General features: G+C 39.1%; 13 protein-coding genes. 2 read left to right on the top strand and 11 right to left on the bottom strand.

The annotated features are described in order from the left end of the window. Positions 1-134: 134 nt before the first annotated feature. The 7 genes from ABDZ91_RS09655 to ABDZ91_RS09625 form a co-directional block, all read right to left on the bottom strand. Positions 135-323 carry a sporulation YhaL family protein gene (locus tag ABDZ91_RS09655; RefSeq protein WP_425541816.1) on the bottom strand — a complete coding sequence of 63 codons (189 nt, stop codon included), beginning with the start codon at positions 321-323 and terminating at the stop codon, positions 135-137. Between the two features lie 442 nt (positions 324-765). Beyond that, positions 766-1,710, bottom strand: a complete 945-nt coding sequence (yhaM, locus tag ABDZ91_RS09650) for a 3'-5' exoribonuclease YhaM (RefSeq protein ID WP_343798481.1) — start codon at positions 1,708-1,710, stop codon at positions 766-768. Between the two features lie 137 nt (positions 1,711-1,847). Next, positions 1,848-4,847 (bottom strand): AAA family ATPase, encoded by a 3,000-nt coding sequence (locus tag ABDZ91_RS09645; RefSeq protein WP_343798479.1) that lies wholly within the window; start codon positions 4,845-4,847, stop codon positions 1,848-1,850. Positions 4,848-4,860: 13 nt separating this feature from the next. Further along, complete coding sequence (locus tag ABDZ91_RS09640; protein WP_343798477.1) at positions 4,861-6,069, bottom strand: metallophosphoesterase family protein; 1,209 nt, start codon at positions 6,067-6,069, stop codon at positions 4,861-4,863. A 120-nt stretch (positions 6,070-6,189) separates the two neighbouring features. Further along, the gene (locus ABDZ91_RS09635; RefSeq protein ID WP_343798476.1) at positions 6,190-6,678 is read right to left on the bottom strand and encodes a hypothetical protein; all 489 of its coding nucleotides are present in this window, start codon (positions 6,676-6,678) and stop codon (positions 6,190-6,192) included. 152 nt (positions 6,679-6,830) lie between these two features. Next, entirely contained in the window at positions 6,831-8,084 is a 1,254-nt protein-coding gene (locus ABDZ91_RS09630) for an ABC transporter permease (protein WP_343798474.1), read from the bottom strand. Continuing rightward, complete coding sequence (locus ABDZ91_RS09625; protein WP_343798472.1) at positions 8,077-8,976, bottom strand: ABC transporter ATP-binding protein; 900 nt, start codon at positions 8,974-8,976, stop codon at positions 8,077-8,079. The genes ABDZ91_RS09630 and ABDZ91_RS09625 overlap by 8 nt, the downstream gene beginning before the upstream one ends. 170 nt (positions 8,977-9,146) lie before the next feature. Between ABDZ91_RS09625 and ABDZ91_RS09620 the strand changes: the two genes are divergently transcribed. Next, positions 9,147-9,332 (top strand): YhzD family protein, encoded by a 186-nt coding sequence (locus tag ABDZ91_RS09620; protein WP_343798486.1) that lies wholly within the window; start codon positions 9,147-9,149, stop codon positions 9,330-9,332. A 42-nt stretch (positions 9,333-9,374) separates the two neighbouring features. Here the strand turns inward: ABDZ91_RS09620 and ABDZ91_RS09615 are convergent, their stop codons facing one another. From ABDZ91_RS09615 to ABDZ91_RS09600, 4 genes are all read right to left on the bottom strand, one after another. After that, positions 9,375-10,901: a coproporphyrinogen III oxidase gene (locus ABDZ91_RS09615; protein WP_343798470.1), complete on the bottom strand. Its 1,527-nt coding sequence runs from the start codon at positions 10,899-10,901 to the stop codon at positions 9,375-9,377. Positions 10,902-11,494: 593 nt separating this feature from the next. After that, positions 11,495-12,361, bottom strand: coding sequence for an HAD hydrolase family protein (locus ABDZ91_RS09610; protein ID WP_343798468.1), 867 nt, complete (start codon positions 12,359-12,361; stop codon positions 11,495-11,497). Positions 12,362-12,625: 264 nt separating this feature from the next. After that, positions 12,626-12,979, bottom strand: a complete 354-nt coding sequence (locus tag ABDZ91_RS09605) for a YlbF/YmcA family competence regulator (RefSeq protein WP_343798466.1) — start codon at positions 12,977-12,979, stop codon at positions 12,626-12,628. A 73-nt stretch (positions 12,980-13,052) separates the two neighbouring features. Next, entirely contained in the window at positions 13,053-14,189 is a 1,137-nt protein-coding gene (locus tag ABDZ91_RS09600) for a DUF445 domain-containing protein (protein WP_343798464.1), read from the bottom strand. An 84-nt stretch (positions 14,190-14,273) separates the two neighbouring features. Here ABDZ91_RS09600 and ABDZ91_RS09595 point away from each other — a divergent pair, with 84 nt between their 5' ends. After that, a complete protein-coding gene (locus ABDZ91_RS09595) occupies positions 14,274-15,656 on the top strand; it encodes a YheC/YheD family endospore coat-associated protein (protein WP_343798461.1) in 1,383 nt (460 codons plus the stop codon). Positions 15,657-15,676: the final 20 nt, after the last annotated feature.

The raw sequence follows: 15,676 nt of genomic DNA, 5'->3' as shown, positions 1-15,676 counted from the left end.
ATTCCGCGTCACCACGGACACCCTTGCGTTAAGCTACTGCTACTTCTGCCTTCACAGTTCGGGACTTGCACCCTATAGATTGCACCCATGCTGGGCGCACAAAGACAAGAGCCCATCTACGGATGGGCTCTTTTTTATGAAGAGTATTGACGCTTCTTTTCTTTTTCTTTTGCCATGCGTTCGAGGAAAACTTCCCCTTCTTTTTCAATATACTCTAATTCTTCTTTTCTCTCTTCCCTACTTGCTTTGACTGTCATGAAGCCACTGGCAATAATACCGATTACAACTAAGATAATCCAAAAAGGGACCTCCAAGTTATTCACTCCTTCACTGGTTGTCCAAATGCTTATATTACACAGTATGCGAAGGAAGCGTGTAATATACCATTACCTAGTTTTTATGATGTATATCCCCGCCAGGAAAAATAACTTACCAAAAGTTTTGTTCCTTATTTTCACATCCCTATTTACAAAAGGCTATTTTCGTATAAATTTTGGTTATTTTGCACATATGGCTTAACCGCAGTTGATTGGAGTGGAAGGTGCTTGACTCCTGCGGGAGGAAGGGACAAGGGAGACCCCGCAGGAGCGTAAGCGACGAGGAGGCTCCCGGACCGCCCGCGGAAAGCAAGCACCTGCAACGGAAATCAACTTCCTTTGTTAATAGAATCAACTATCGTCTAAAAACAACAATGTATGCGATAACAGCCAAAATAAAAACCCCCTCAAAAAAGTCATTTCGAGAGGATCTGTACTTGGTTACATTTTATTTAATAAAAGCCGGCTTATAAAACGAGCGGTTCTCCAATGGGAAGATTCGTTCTGTGAATTCTCCTGGCTTGGTTCTTTCTAACGCTCGGTCTAGCATATTCATTTTGGCATCAATATTATCAATATAGTGAAGAAGCTCTGCCTCACGGATCATAGGTGGTTTCGGACTCCCCCACTCTGCTTTTCCGTGATGAGATAACACCATGTGCTGTAATACGGTTACTTCCTCTCCTTCAATTCCTAACTCCTCCGCAGCTTGTCCAATTTCATTCACCATGATCGTAATATGACCTAGAAGCTGTCCGGTTGTTGTATAAGATGGAGAGATGGCTCCTGAAAGCTCTGTTGTTTTACCTAAATCGTGGAGAATGATTCCAGCGTAAAGTAAATCTGTATCTAACGATGGATATAAAGCTGATAAGCTCTTTGCAAGGTCAAGCATGGACACGACGTGAAAGGCCAACCCTGAGACGAATTCATGGTGATTCTTCGTTGCTGCTGGGAACTCTAGAAAGCTTTGTTGATGTTTCTTTAACAGGTGTCTTGTAATTCGCTGGATGTTTGGATTCTTCATTTCAAAAATATATTGGGTAATTTTCGATATCATTTCATCCTGTTGTAGAGGAGCTGTTTCTAAAAAATCTGCAATAGACACATGGTCTTGGTCAGTGGTTGTACGAATTTTACGTATTTTGAGCTGGTTCTTTCCTCTGTAACTATGAATATCTCCCAAAATTTTAACAATCGTCTGTTGTAAAAATGAGGCTTCATCCTCTTCCGAAGCATCCCATAGCTTCGCTTCAATCTCTCCACTCTTATCCTGTAAAATCAAGGTTAAGAAAGGCTTTCCCGTATTCGTGGTGCCTTTTGTAACGTTTTTAATAAGTAAATATTGTTCGACTTGCTCACCAACATCTGCAAAAGTAATTCCTTTTGACATGGTTCTCCCCTCCACTTGTATAAGTCTTCTTTTCTCTCATTCTACTATGAAACAGACATGACTTCATCCAGTTGCAGAATCTTCCTTCATCTGGAAGAGGCAAGAATGTCATTCTCGCCTCTTTGCTACCATACAGTCTAGCCTACTGCTGACGTGTTCTGTATTCTTTCTAAATGAATGATTTCTTCCTCAGTAAAGTGCTCTGCCAATTGTGGGTGGCAAGACAGAAAAATAATTTGATGAGTTTTACTCAAATCCCTCAAAGTTTCAATGACCTTTGAAACACGCACTGAATCAAAGTTAACAAAGCTATCGTCAATAATGATAGGTAATGCCAAGCCCGGGTAAAGAGCCTCAATTAAACCAAAGCGTAGGGCCACATATAATTGCTCTTTCGTGCCTTGACTTAAAGCATGGGCTGGGAACCAACTACCCGATGTATGCTGGACAAGAAGCTCCTGATTATCAGAAGAAAACTGGACCCTTTCGTAATTGAAGTCTGTTAGTACTTTAAAATGCTTTTCTGAATGATCCAATACCTTCGGAAATGTCCCTTCTTTAAACTGTACCATTCCTTCTTGAAGCCAGCTCCTTGCCAGAGAATAGACAGCCCACTTTTTTGCACCTTCCTGAAATGAAGCCTTTTCTTGATGGTATTGGTGGAGTAAGTCGATATAGGAACCGCCATCTTCAATTTGCTCAATTTGATAAGCTAAAGAAATAGCTTCTTTCCGTACTTTTTCTAGCTCAGCTTGGATTTCCTTTTCCCTTTCTTCAAGAAGTTCTAGCTTCTCTGAAGGATTAGCAAATTGATCTTTTTTCCAGCTTTGCCTTTCCTCCCTTGTAAAAGGGGTTAAGGCTAATTGTTCTTGAACAGCTTCTAATTGCTTCGATACTTTCTCTCTCTCCGAAGCTTTATAGGCCTTTTCAAAGAATGCTTCCTCATCTGGTACGGAGGCTTTTTTCATCAGCGCTTTTAATTCTTCGTGAATCAAATTCTTTTCTTGCTGAACCTTCTGGAATTGGAATTGCAAATCGTCCAGAATATCCTGTTGGTGTTTTTTCCTTCGCTCTACATCTTTCTCCTTCTCTAGAGCTGCCTTTATCGTTGCTAAAATACTTTGGTAAGTTCCGGATATTCCAAGTTTATCAGCCCACACTTGCAGTTCATTTTGAAATGGCTCTATTCGTTGGATGAGCTGATCCCTCTCCGTTTGAAGCTTCGTTTTTTCGGATACATAATGGTAAATCCCTTGAATAATGGGAAGTTCTACAGAAAACCGGCTAAGATTAAGTGGACTTTGACCCGTTCTATCCGTGTAAAGATTGGCTAACTGGTTTTCAAGTGCGTCTAGTTGGTCTTCTAATTTCCTCTGTTCACTCTTTATCTCTTCAGCATACCAGGTTTGCTCTTTTAGTTTATTTTGGAGATCCCTAATATTCTCTGAAGCTTGTTCGTGCTGCTTTACTTTTCCTTTGGCTGTAAAAAACATGTCTTCCGTACAAGTGAAATCCAGTTCCTTCTCTTTTAACTTCTGAAGTTGCTTTTCTAAAAAAGAACGCCTGCTTTCTGTATGATTATAAGCGGCCTGGTTGCGCTTTATATATTGCCAGCCAAATCCAACAAATAAAAATAATAAGGCACTTAAACCAGCAAGTGACCACTGACTTTCTATGATCGATAGGCTAGTTCCTAATAAGCAAAGTCCAGCAACAACTCCAAACAGGATCCTTTCTATTCTGTTCTTTTTTGCGTTGGCATTCTTTTGTTGTTGGTTTTCTTGTTCAAGGAGAGCCATTTCTTCTTCAATGGCTCCTCGTTCCTTCTCAATGGACTTTTTCGTTTCCCATTCAATCACCATACCTTCTTCTCTTTCATACTCTTGAGGGCTCAGAATCTCCCGCTTCAGAAGGGCTTCTTTCTCTAGTGAATGAGTAACTTTCTGCTGTTCCTCTTTTACCTGATTTCTTTTCTCATATAGTAGTTTCTCAGTCTGTGTGTATTTTTCATATAAAATTTCAGCCTCTTTAAGATCCGAGCTTTTCCAAGTGAAAGTGGATAAATCTTCAATATTTAACTGTTCTCTGTACTCTTGAATCCTTCCTTCTACTTGGTGTAGTTTCGTTTCCAGTTCGGAAGCAGTTTCTGTATCCCGGTTGAATAATGGTGCTTGTTCGATTAAAACTTCTATTTTACTTCTATCAGGAAGCAGTATAGGATCACTTAATTTAGATAGCTTTAAGCGGTTGCTCTCAAGCTTTTCTTTCAGTGAAATCTCCTGAGCCGAAAGTGGCTTTAAGGCATGACTCCACTCCTTCCAACGTTCTAAACCCTTTTCAGGAAAGGACAAATCTTCATATTCCGCTATTTTTTCTTGTAATTGTGTTTCTTTTATTAGGAGAGGAAGAGATGAAATAAATGCCTTCTCCCTTTCCATTTTAGGCTGTAAATTGTTCATTTCAGTTGTTAGTTTGTTTTCTTGTTCAAGACATTCATGTTGTCGCTCTAGTAATTGATCGTACTGATCAATTCCCTTTTTCTTTTCCCTTAGCTTGGCTTCTAACTCCAATAACCTTGCTAGCTGTTGATTCAGTTCCGGATTTTTTCCTTGTGGTTTAAAAAGAGTGTCTAATTGTTTGGACAGTTCATTTTCTACCTGGAATAGCTTTTCTGAACCGAGTGTACTAGCAGAAAGTAAAAATCGAGTAATGTCCTCTGGTTGAATCTTATGTACATGTTGTAAGCCGTCTAGATTAAAAAAGTATATTTGCTCATATAATGACCGATCTACTCCACCTAACCAATCCTTCAGCCACTCTTCTCCTTTAATCGTGCCATCCTCTAACGTAACGACTACTTCTGCCCTATTCCCAAACACTCTTTCAATTTGAACATTCCCGTTCTGAGGGCATTGAACTAAAAGCATGCCACCTACTCCATTTGAAGATGGGGAAACTGGTCTAAACCGGTCGTCTCTTTTGGTAGGAAAACCGAATAATACACTTAAGATAAAGGAGGTCAGAGTAGACTTGCCTGCTTCATTCCCTCCTTGAAAATGAGTAAAGGAAGGCATCTCAGGAAAGTGTGTGTTCGTCCATTTTCCATACTTATATATTTTCAGCTCTTTAATAAACATAGATTACCTTCCTTTAGCTATGTAGGGATTGAAGTAATACTTTCATAGCTTCCTTTTTTATTTCCTCTAGTTCGAGCTGAGGAATCTCTTGTAAGAAACGTGATGCCTTTTTATGATGTAACAGCGTGTCTAATTCATTTGGCAAATGCTCTTGTTCCATGACCTCTTTTAAACACGTTAAAAACGGATGGTCCGTGAGCCCCTTCTCACTTGGTACTTCATTGACACGGACCTCATTTACCCAAACAAAGCTTTCTTCGTCTAGTATGTCTTCTTCCTGTAAGACTTCCAAAAAGTGGCCCGATTCAATAAATTGTTTTGTGCTTGCAAAAGGTTCCCCCTTATACTCTAACTCTAGCCGTACAAATGCTCTGTCTGTTTCCTGTTCTATTTGATTAAGTATTTGATGCCAGGACTGTACTAGCTCGTCTGGCTCATTAGTTTCAGAGACAATAAGAGTTTCTTTTCTCCACTCAATATCCTGGCAGCTAACAAAATGAGCTTCCTGGTTTGTTGGTGTCCACGTCACATGGTAAAAACCTTTTTCTCCTCGCTCATTCACATGTCTGCCCTGAATGTTTCCCGGATAAATGATATAAGGTTCCTCATGCAGCACTTTTCTTGTATGGATATGCCCTAATGCCCAGTAATCATAAGAGAGTGTAAGCAAATCACTTATCCGAAAAGGTGCGTAAGCCAAATGGTCTGTTGCCGTTCCATCATGTCCATGTAGCATCCCAATTTTTAAGTCAGCTTTTATAGTAGGAAATTGACTTAGTTTATGATCCATCTCATGCCTTTTAGCATAACTAAAGCCTGCGACCGAAACATGGGTTCCATTTTCGAGATTGAATTCAACTGCTTCCGGCTCAGGTTTAAAGATATGAACATTATCTGGCATTTTGATCTGGGTCCAAGAACCATTTAAGAAATCATGATTTCCATGAATAACAAAGACACGAATATTGGCATTATGAAGCTTTTCCATCTCTCTTTTAAAACGAAGCTGTGCTCGGATACTTCTGTCCTCACCATCATACAGGTCACCCGAGATTAAAATGAAATCAACTCTTTTTTCAATGGCATATTGGACTAGGTTGCGAAAGGCAGAAAATGTACTTTCCTTCATCCGCTCATAAAGGGCAGAAGGAAGATTTTTCAAGCCTACAAATGGACTATCTAAATGAAGATCCGCTGTGTGGATAAACGATACCTCTTTCATACGACACTTCCTCTGTCAAACTTCCTTTTAGCTTATTCTACCAAACATTAAATACGAATGCACGTTCGATAAAATAGTTTATAACATTGCTCTCATCAGGTCTACTTCTAAATTCAAGGCTCAGCCTCTTTTTTCAGAACTCGCCACTTCTTTTTCAGAACTAGGCATCCCTTTTTCAGAACTCAGCTCCTCTTTTTCAGAACTCGGCACCCCTTTTTCAGAACTCAGCACCTCTTTTTCAGAACTCAGCACTTCTTTTTCAGAACTCAGCACCCCTTTTTCAGAACTCGCCCCCTCTTTTTCAGAAAAATCCGGTTTATGTTCTAGTTTTAAATCTGAGGAAAGAAAAGTAGAACATAAGTTAGTTTTATGTTCTAGTTTTGGAGTCGAGGAAGAAAAAAGAGAACGAAAATCCGGTTTATGTTCTAGTTTTAAATCTGAGGAAAGAAAAGTAGAACATAAGTATGTTTTATGTCCTAGTTTTGGAGTCGAGGAAGAAAAAAGAGAACGAAAATCCGGTTTATGTTCTAGTTTTAAGGCCGAGGAAAGAAAAGTAGAACATAAGTAAGTTTTACGTCCTAGTTTTGGTGTGGAGAAAAAAAAGAACAACTCGACATCTCTTTTTCAAAACTCAGCCCCTTTTTTTCAGAACTCGCCACCTTTTTTTCAGAACTCGCCACCTTTTTTTCAGAACTAACCCCCTCTGCACCCATACCTACACCAAAAAAAGCTCCCTCGCTAAAAGGGAGCTTTCCACATCTCTAGTTATTCCTCGAAATCTGCAGTGCTTTTCGAATTTCTTTTAACGAATTTTTCGCGCCGTACATCAGTACTCCACCACGATACACTTTCGCACCGAACCAAGCCAATATTCCAATTGTAGCAATCATAATTGCCATACTTGCCATGATCTCAACAACTGAAATTTCAAGCATACTCACTCTCATAAACATCAAAATAGGTGTAAAGAATGGGATATAGGATGCAACCGTAACGATTGGTGTATCTGGGTTACCTAAACCGTACATGGCGATAAAGAAGCCAATCATAACTAAGAATTGGACTGGCATTAACGTTTGTTGTAAATCTTCAATTCTACTTACGATGGATCCAAGAAACGCAGACAGGGTCGCATATAAAAAGTATCCTAGTAAACAGAACACAATCGCATAAACAATCGTTGATGTTGGCATGTTCGAGAAACCAAAGAATTCAAAGAATCCGGAATCTAGCGATTGAAGATTTTGTTTAACAGAATAATAACCAACACCTAGGATAATTCCTAACTGAGTGATACTTAGTAAAGCTACTCCTAAAATCTTCGCAAACATCTGTTGAACAGGGGACACACTTGAGATTAACAATTCCATGACCCTTGAAGATTTTTCCGTTGCTACTTCTGAGCCAATCATTGAAGAATACAAGATCACGGAGAAATAAATGACAAAAAGAAGTACATACACTATCCCGCGTGCACTATTTAACTCTTCTTCAGACTTAGCGTTTTCTTCTAACGCTACTTTTTCAAATTGGACCGGGCTATTTAATGAAGCAAGCTCCATAGCTGATAGGTTTAACTGCGTGGCAGCCATTTGTCCCTTAATCTGTTGGAGGGCCCCTTCAATCATACCTGCAGTCATCGCTTCCACAATAGTTGGGGCATAATAGGTACCTTGAGGAAGCTGATTTTCATCAAGCGTAATGGTTACGTATGCCTCATACTCCCCCTCTAATGTTTGAGCTTTCAGGTCTTCATCGCTCTCAACTTTTACGAGGCTAATGTCTTCTTCCATCATGGTCAGTTGTGTCTGAAGTGACTCAAATACCTCATTCGTTTCATCAACAACTGCAATCTTACTAGCCGAGTCCGAATCAGAACCAATAGAATCCATAATATTATTGATGTTAGTCATCAGTAAAATGGCACCCACTGCAATTAAGGTAACAATCAAAAATGATTTAGCTTTGATTTTCGATGAGTATGTTTGCCAAAATACAATCCAGAATTTATTCATAAGATGAACCTACTTTCTCTATAAAAATATCATTTAAAGATGGTTCTTCTAATTCAAATTTTCTTACAAACCCTTTGCCCGCCAGTTCGTTGTACATCTTTTGAGCAACTTCTTCACTTTCAATTTGGAAAACAGATTCTGCTGCAGTTTGTTTAGTTTTTAGAACCCCTGGCACGTCTTTTAGGAACCCTGGATCAAAGTCTGCTACTACGGAAACATTCTTTTTACCAAATGCACGTTTGATTTCTTTCAGTCCACCGTGCACAACTGGTTTTCCATGGTGCATAATACACAGGTTTTCACACAATTCCTCTACGTGCTCCATTCTATGGCTTGAAAAAACGATGGTTGTTCCTTGGTTCTTTAACTCAACCACCGCTTCCTTTAAAAGCTCTACATTGACAGGATCTAATCCACTGAACGGTTCATCTAAGATTAAAAGCTTTGGTTTATGTAGAACAGCTGAGATAAATTGAATCTTTTGCTGATTCCCTTTAGATAAATCCTCAACCTTCTTATTAAAATACTCAGGTACTTTGAAACGATCCAACCATTTTTTCAGCTCTGATGTGGCCTCAGTCTTATTCATGCCTTTTAGTTTTGCCAAATAAACAAGTTGGTCGTTAATTTTCAGTTTAGGATAAAGGCCTCTTTCTTCAGGAAGATAGCCGATTTCATTTGTAATATCGTAGCTAACCTTTTGTTTATTCCATGTAATTTGTCCATCTGTTGGATCCAATAATCCGAGAACCATCCGAAACGTGGTTGTTTTCCCTGCCCCATTGGCACCTAGGAATCCGAATATTTCTCTCTCGGGGATTTCAAGTGATATATCATTGACTGCTGTAAAACTACCAAATCGTTTCGTAACATTACTAATCTTTAAACTCATCGTTGTTTTGCCCCCTTTTCTCTCTGTTTATATACGAACTTCACAACTTTAGGTTCCCATAAAACCAAATTTTACTATACCCATAAATATCCATAAACACAATGGATGGATTGATATTTTCACAGAATTATTACATAATGAAGAAAATCAAAGGGGATAAAGGTGATGCTATGAAAACTTATAAACTAACAGTCTTTGAAAAAAATGGTGAGAAAATTTTAGACGAAGCTTTCGAAGCTGCCAATGATACAGAAGCAAAAGAAAAAGGAACAGAAATGCTAACGAGTCAAAACCTACTCGAAAAGACACACCGTTGTACTTCACCTGAAGGGAAATTGTTGTTGTTTCATACTTAAATTGAAAAGGCGCCCTCTTAATGCTTGGCGCCTTTTTTGTATTTATTTTTTGGCTGGAACGCTTGAAAATAGTTCTTCCAAGATCTTTATCTTTTCATCCGTATAATGTTCAAAGCCTTCATTATACGATTTTGGATCTTTAGGATTAGCAAAACGCGTTATCTTCCCTGTTTCCGGATGTACAAACTTAGAGGACGCTCCACATCCCAACCCTATAATGGTTTGCATTTCTTCCATAATCATGATGTTGTATAGACTTTCTTGTCCTGGAAACGCATATCCTACATTCTCGAGGTTCCCGAGGATATTTTTTTGACGATAGAGATAGTAAGGAACATATCCATGTTCTTTCGTCCACTCACTCGCCATGTCCATCATCCGTTCTACTTCCGGACGATCTGCCACTTTATAGCGACTCTTATGCCTTGTCATCTCGGAAGCTCTTTTGAATGAGAGAGTGTGAACAGTTAAAGATTCTGGCATGAGCTTTTCTGTCTCTTCTAACGAATGAGCTAACTCAGCCGTCCCTTCCCCTGGTAATCCAATAATTAAGTCCATGTTAATATTTTTCATACCGTGCTCTCTTGCTATCCAAAACTTTTCAATTGTCTCTTCAACCGTATGATGTCGCCCAATAGCCTTTAGCGTTTCTTGCGTGTACGACTGAGGGTTAATACTGATTCGGTCAATGTTCCATTTATTCAGTACCTCTAGTTTAGCAGGCGTGATAGTATCTGGTCTTCCCGCTTCCACCGTAATTTCTCTAACGTTTTTGACATCAGGGAACGAGGTGTACATTTCCTCATATAAGAGATCCATCTCTTCAGCTGTAATACTTGTCGGAGTCCCTCCACCGTAATAAATCGTCGTGATATTGATTCCTTTTTCTTTTAACCACGCACCAATTTTTCTGATTTCAAAATGCAGTCCTCCCAAGAAGGAATCAACCTTCCCTTGTTTTCCGTTAATGGCATAAGCTGGGAACGTACAATAAGCGCATTTTGTAGGGCAGAATGGAATCCCGATATATATGCTAACCTCGTTTTTGAGGCTATAAAGGTCAGGAATCATCGCAAGCTGTCTTTCTACAATTTGCTGCATGAGATCAATTTTTTCATCCTGAATCATATATTCTTCTTTTAGTTTTTGGTGGGCCTGTTGAATCGGCGTGCCGTTTTGCATTTCTTTATGAAGCAATTTTGTCGGGCGAATTCCTGTGAGGAATCCCCATTTTTGAACGATGCCTGTTTCAGTTTGTAATGTTTTTAAGAAGCATCTTGATATTTCTCTTTTTATTAGTTTAAAAGCGTCTTTGTCAGACAGGTCTTGGCTAGGCCAATCACGGGCAGAGCTTTCTGTTTGCTTGGTGCCAGACTTGTGATTTTTCAAAATGACATCCACTTGGAATCCAGTTTTTTCTCTTTGGATATCAACCGTAATCGAAAAGTCCATCTCCTCCGTGGTCTCGTCCGCCCACTGCACTTCACATTCTTCATAAAATAAATCAGCAATCAACTGTAGGGGTCTAACTAGCCGTTCATCATTTATACCATAAAGGTTCATTTTCATATTTATCAGTCCTTTTTTTACACACTGCCTCTAGTTTACAGAATGAAGGAAGGTAGGGTCAATGGTTTGGGTGGATGGGAAAATTGTGTAGGGGGGGAGTGATTTATGAAGTGCCGTTTTTGAGGGATACTTAAGAAATTAGAGCTTGCTCACTCAATTAAGTCTCTTTCCTAGATTTAAAAGGGACTTTTGTTCACCTTTTTATCCTTGTGAGCTTCAAACTAGGACATAAAACAGATTTATGTTCTACTTTTATTTCCTCGGCTTTAAAAACTAGAACATAAACCGGATTTTCGTTCTCTTTTTTCTTTTTCTACTCCAAAACTAGGACATAAATCTTACTTATGTTCTACTTTTCTTTCCTCGAGTTTAAAACTAGAACATAAACCGGATTTTCGTTCTCTTTTTTCTTTTTCTACTCCAAAACTAGGACATAAAACTTACTTATGTTCTACTTTTCTTTCCTCTACTTTAAAAACTAGAACATAAACCGGATTTTCGTTCTCCTTTTTCTTTTTCTACTCCAAAACTAGGACATAAACTTTCTCTTATTCTTCAAACAAAACAAAAACGGAGGCACCAGCCCCCGCTCTCTAATCAATAATATTCATCTTCTTTAAAAATTCAATTGGCTGCTGCTTTCGGAAATGCTCCATTACCATGTATGCAACACCATTTTCCTCAACAGACCGTGTAATCCAGTCTGCTCTTTCACGAAGCTGTTTAGGTGAGTCACCCATAGCCACGATAAGTCCGCACGTCTCCAGCCACTCCACATCATCCATGCTGTAACCAATGCCCACGGTTTCACTCATTTTGACCCCGAGATAATCGGCCAAATAGTGAAAGGATTTTAAGGTAGAGACGCCTTCAGGCAGAATAACGAGCTGGTTGTGTGGCTCGATTTCAAAATCAATCTCATCAAACATTCCCTTTAATGCTTTTTGGGCATCTAAAAGATCATCATGGTCATTGAATTGGACATCAATGTGTAGCGGTGCCGTTTCCTCATGTTGCACAGCTTCAATTAGATTTTCAACAAACCTTACCTGATAAGGAGTTCGATCCCCAGGAGAGAAAATGGCTCTCGATTTTAATTGTTTTTGATTTTCAATTTGACTGCTAATGGACGTATGTTCGTTCACTACTTTTATATGACATGGGAAGGATTCTAATAAGGTTAGAATATCCACAGTTATATCTTCTTGAATTCTTCGAACATAGATTGGTTTCGCATCTCCTGAAGAGATATAGGTCCCATAATGTGAAATAATTTTCGCTTTTGTTTTTAGAGCCTTTGTAATCTTTTTTACGTATGTGTAGGGAAGTGAAGTTACAAATGCCACTTCAATTCCTTTATTTTGAACATATTGCAGTGATTCCTTAACTGATTTATTAACTCGGCCATGGCTGTCGAGGACGGTCCCACTTATGGATAAAGCTACCATGCGATGTATCAAACCAATTCCCCCATTCTAAGGTGTAAGTATCTTATAAAAGAAATATGTCCGAATGCGGGGACTTAGAACTAAACAAGCTTTGATTTTATGTAGGGCCATGTGCCTGATATGTTGTTGTGGTGGGTGGGACGAGGTCATGGTTCTATTTGGGCGCGATATATGGTGTTGCATTCCGAGCGTATTCCCCGAAATCCAAGCGTATTCCACCGCCAAACGCCCAATAAAAAATCCCCCTGCCAACTTGTGCTGGAAGAGGGATGTTTATTACATACCAAGGCCGCCGTAGAGTTCTTCTAGGGGCTTCATGATGATTTTATTTAGTTCTGCGATAACAGAGCTCATACGTTGTTCTACTTCTAGAAGTTTACCGATCTTTGCATTTTGTTGAGCAAGGGCTGCTGCTTTTTGGGCATGCTGAACCTCTTCCTCTGTAATTTCTTGGCCGGTCATTTGTTTTTGTTGCAATTGCATTTGAATGTCTCGGAAGTTTTGAAAGATTCGCCCCGCTTCAGGGTCTTGGTTTACTTCCTTATAGGCTTGTTGCAACTGAGTAAATTCCTCACTTTGACGCACCGCTTTTTCTAGGTCGTATGCCACATCATATAAATTTACGGACATGTTTTCATCCTCCTTCTCGAGTCTCACTCCACTATAACAGACTATGTAAAGGATTTCGAGGAGTGAATCGAATCTAGGCAATCACTTGAAGGATGACAGACTGAATGACGCCAATCACTCCACCGAGTAAAGCTCCTAGATAAGTAATCATTTTTAGTTCAGACCGAGTAATCGACAGTACCATTTCCTCCACTCTTTCTAATGAAAAAGACTTTACTTGTTCTTGTACAAGCTGGTCAATTTGTAACTTAGCCAATAGTTGGTCTAGGTTCGTCACAATCCCTTTCCCACCAATATCTACAAGCTTTGGAATAAAGGTATGAATAATCGAGTTTGAAAACGGGTCGATTGTCTCCTTCACTGACTTCTGTAGTAGGGAATGAACAGGGACCGCATTTCTCACAACATTTTGAAAAAGGGTTACAATTTGCTCACGGTCAAACTTCCCTTCAATTTCTTCCAATTTCTGTTCCTGCAGCTTGTCCCATTCGTTACAGAACAGAGAATATAGTAAATCATGTGTCCCTTCGTTGCGGATAAATTTTATGATTTCCGGTTGAATTTTATCGACAAGGTTCACATTTCCTAAAAACATTTGAAGCATATTCCCTAACATCCCACGATTTTGCATGAAATCATCGGCCATTTTTTGAATGCGCCATTTTCCTTCCGCACTGGAAAAATACGCTTCTCCTTTCTCCAGTATATAAGAAGTTATGACATGAATTTTATTCCGAATGTCTCCTTTTAATTCTTCTGGTAACGTTTGTCCAATCGTACTTTCCCCGTACTTTTCCATGATTTTAAGATAGGCAGCTTCCACCTTTTCATTTATAAAGTGATCGGCCCTTTCTTCCATATCGTGAATTCCTAAACCCTCAAGCACATGTTGAATTGATTTTTCGGAGACCAATAGCTTCTTGGCTTCCTGTTGGACAAGTTCAGTCATTTCTTCCTTAAAAGAACCCGTTAATAAGCGATTTTCCAACCGTTCTTTTGTAATGAGATGTTCAACAACTAGTTTTCCTAACTGCTGGGCTAGCTCATCACGCCTCTTTGGTATTAGACCTGGAGTAAAAGGAAGCTTAAATTTTCCTATGTATATCGGGTTATACGGTCTAAATAACATTTTGATGGCTAAGAAATTGGTGATACCTCCAATTACTGCACCGATTGAACCTAGGAAAAGGATCATTACCCAAATATTCATCATTAATCACCTTTCAATTTCAAATTCTTCCAATCTATAGTACAAAGCACGCTTCCACCTTGTTTTTCATAGGATAAAACAAAAATGGGCGTATGCGTATATTGTGCAGGGACTAAGTTTACCCCACATAGAAGGATGAGTGCTATGTATGTATGTACGATTCAAGTTGATCCTTTGCTTCAAGAAAATACGATTTTGGTTCCAAACTTTATTATAAAACAAGAGCAACTCATCCCCCATGAATATACTCTGAAACTTGGACTTGAGGAAAAAGTGGCCTTTATAGACAAAGTTCAAGATTCAAACAACACTCGCACTGTAATTGTAAGCCAGGAAATTGCATCCAGTCTTAGATTACCTAAAAACAACATAAAACTCCAACTTTCCATAACAAATGATCGGTCTACATTTTGTTTCGGACCTGTTTTTATGATTTGGACAGATTACAAAGCACACCATTTGGAATCTTCTTTTTTTCAATTCTGTAAGGAAGTTGCCTTAGCTGGTGAAAAGAAAGGTGTATTTACTTATATACAAGTAAAAGGTCAAGAAGAAGGCTTTATTTTACAAGATGGATGGTGGCAAAAGCATTCTCCTCTCCCTATACCAGATGTGATATATAACCGCATTCACTCTAGAAAGTTTGAAGCGCATCCTACCTTTCAAAAAAACAAAAAGGGCTGGGAGACGGCTAGTTTTTTTAATGATCATTTCATCAATAAGTGGCAGTCACATGAGTGGTTATATGCGAATGAAAAGGTTCGTGACCATCTACCAGAAACCAATTTATTAACCAGTGAAAATATCCTCCCCATTTTGTCGACTCATCCCACGGTCTATACCAAGCCCATCAATGGGAGTCAAGGGAGAGGAATATTTGTTGTTGAGAGAGTTATAGACCAAGGTTTTTGGATTTATCCTGCTGCTAAAGAAAAGGAAGAGGCTATTTGGTGTCCTTCTGAGAATCTGTTGTTATCTTTCGTGGAAAAAATCTCTGCAAACCAACCATACATCGTCCAACAAGCACTATCACTGTGCAAGGCCGAGGACGGGTTGGTTGATTTCCGTTTTCTCGTACATTACTACGACCATAAATGGAATGTCACTTCATCGGTTGCTAGGATTGGAGAACCCAATCGAATCATTTCCAACCAAGCACAAGGAGGACAAATTGCAACTCCACTTGATGTATTAAAGAATTGGTTCCCAACTGATTTTAAAAAAATGTATGCCGACATGATCCTAATTTCAAAGGAAATTGCTACAACGATTGTGGAGGAGTCAGATGGGCAATTTGCTGAACTCGGATTAGATTTAGCCATCGATACTACCGGTCATATTTGGTTGCTGGAAGTAAACTCAAAACCTTCTAAAACAGCTCCCATTCGAGAGGATATTTTAATCAGACCTTCCGCATCAGCCCTATGTAAAGTCTGTCTAGATTTTTATAAAAGGAACAATCCCTAAACTATTGATATGAGGTGAAA

Origin of the sequence: Bacillus carboniphilus (assembly GCF_039522365.1) — a bacterium.
Lineage (GTDB): Bacteria > Bacillota > Bacilli > Bacillales > JC228 > Bacillus_BF > Bacillus_BF carboniphilus.
Note: the sequence above shows the minus strand (reverse complement) of the source record. Positions and strands in the feature narration are given on the sequence as shown.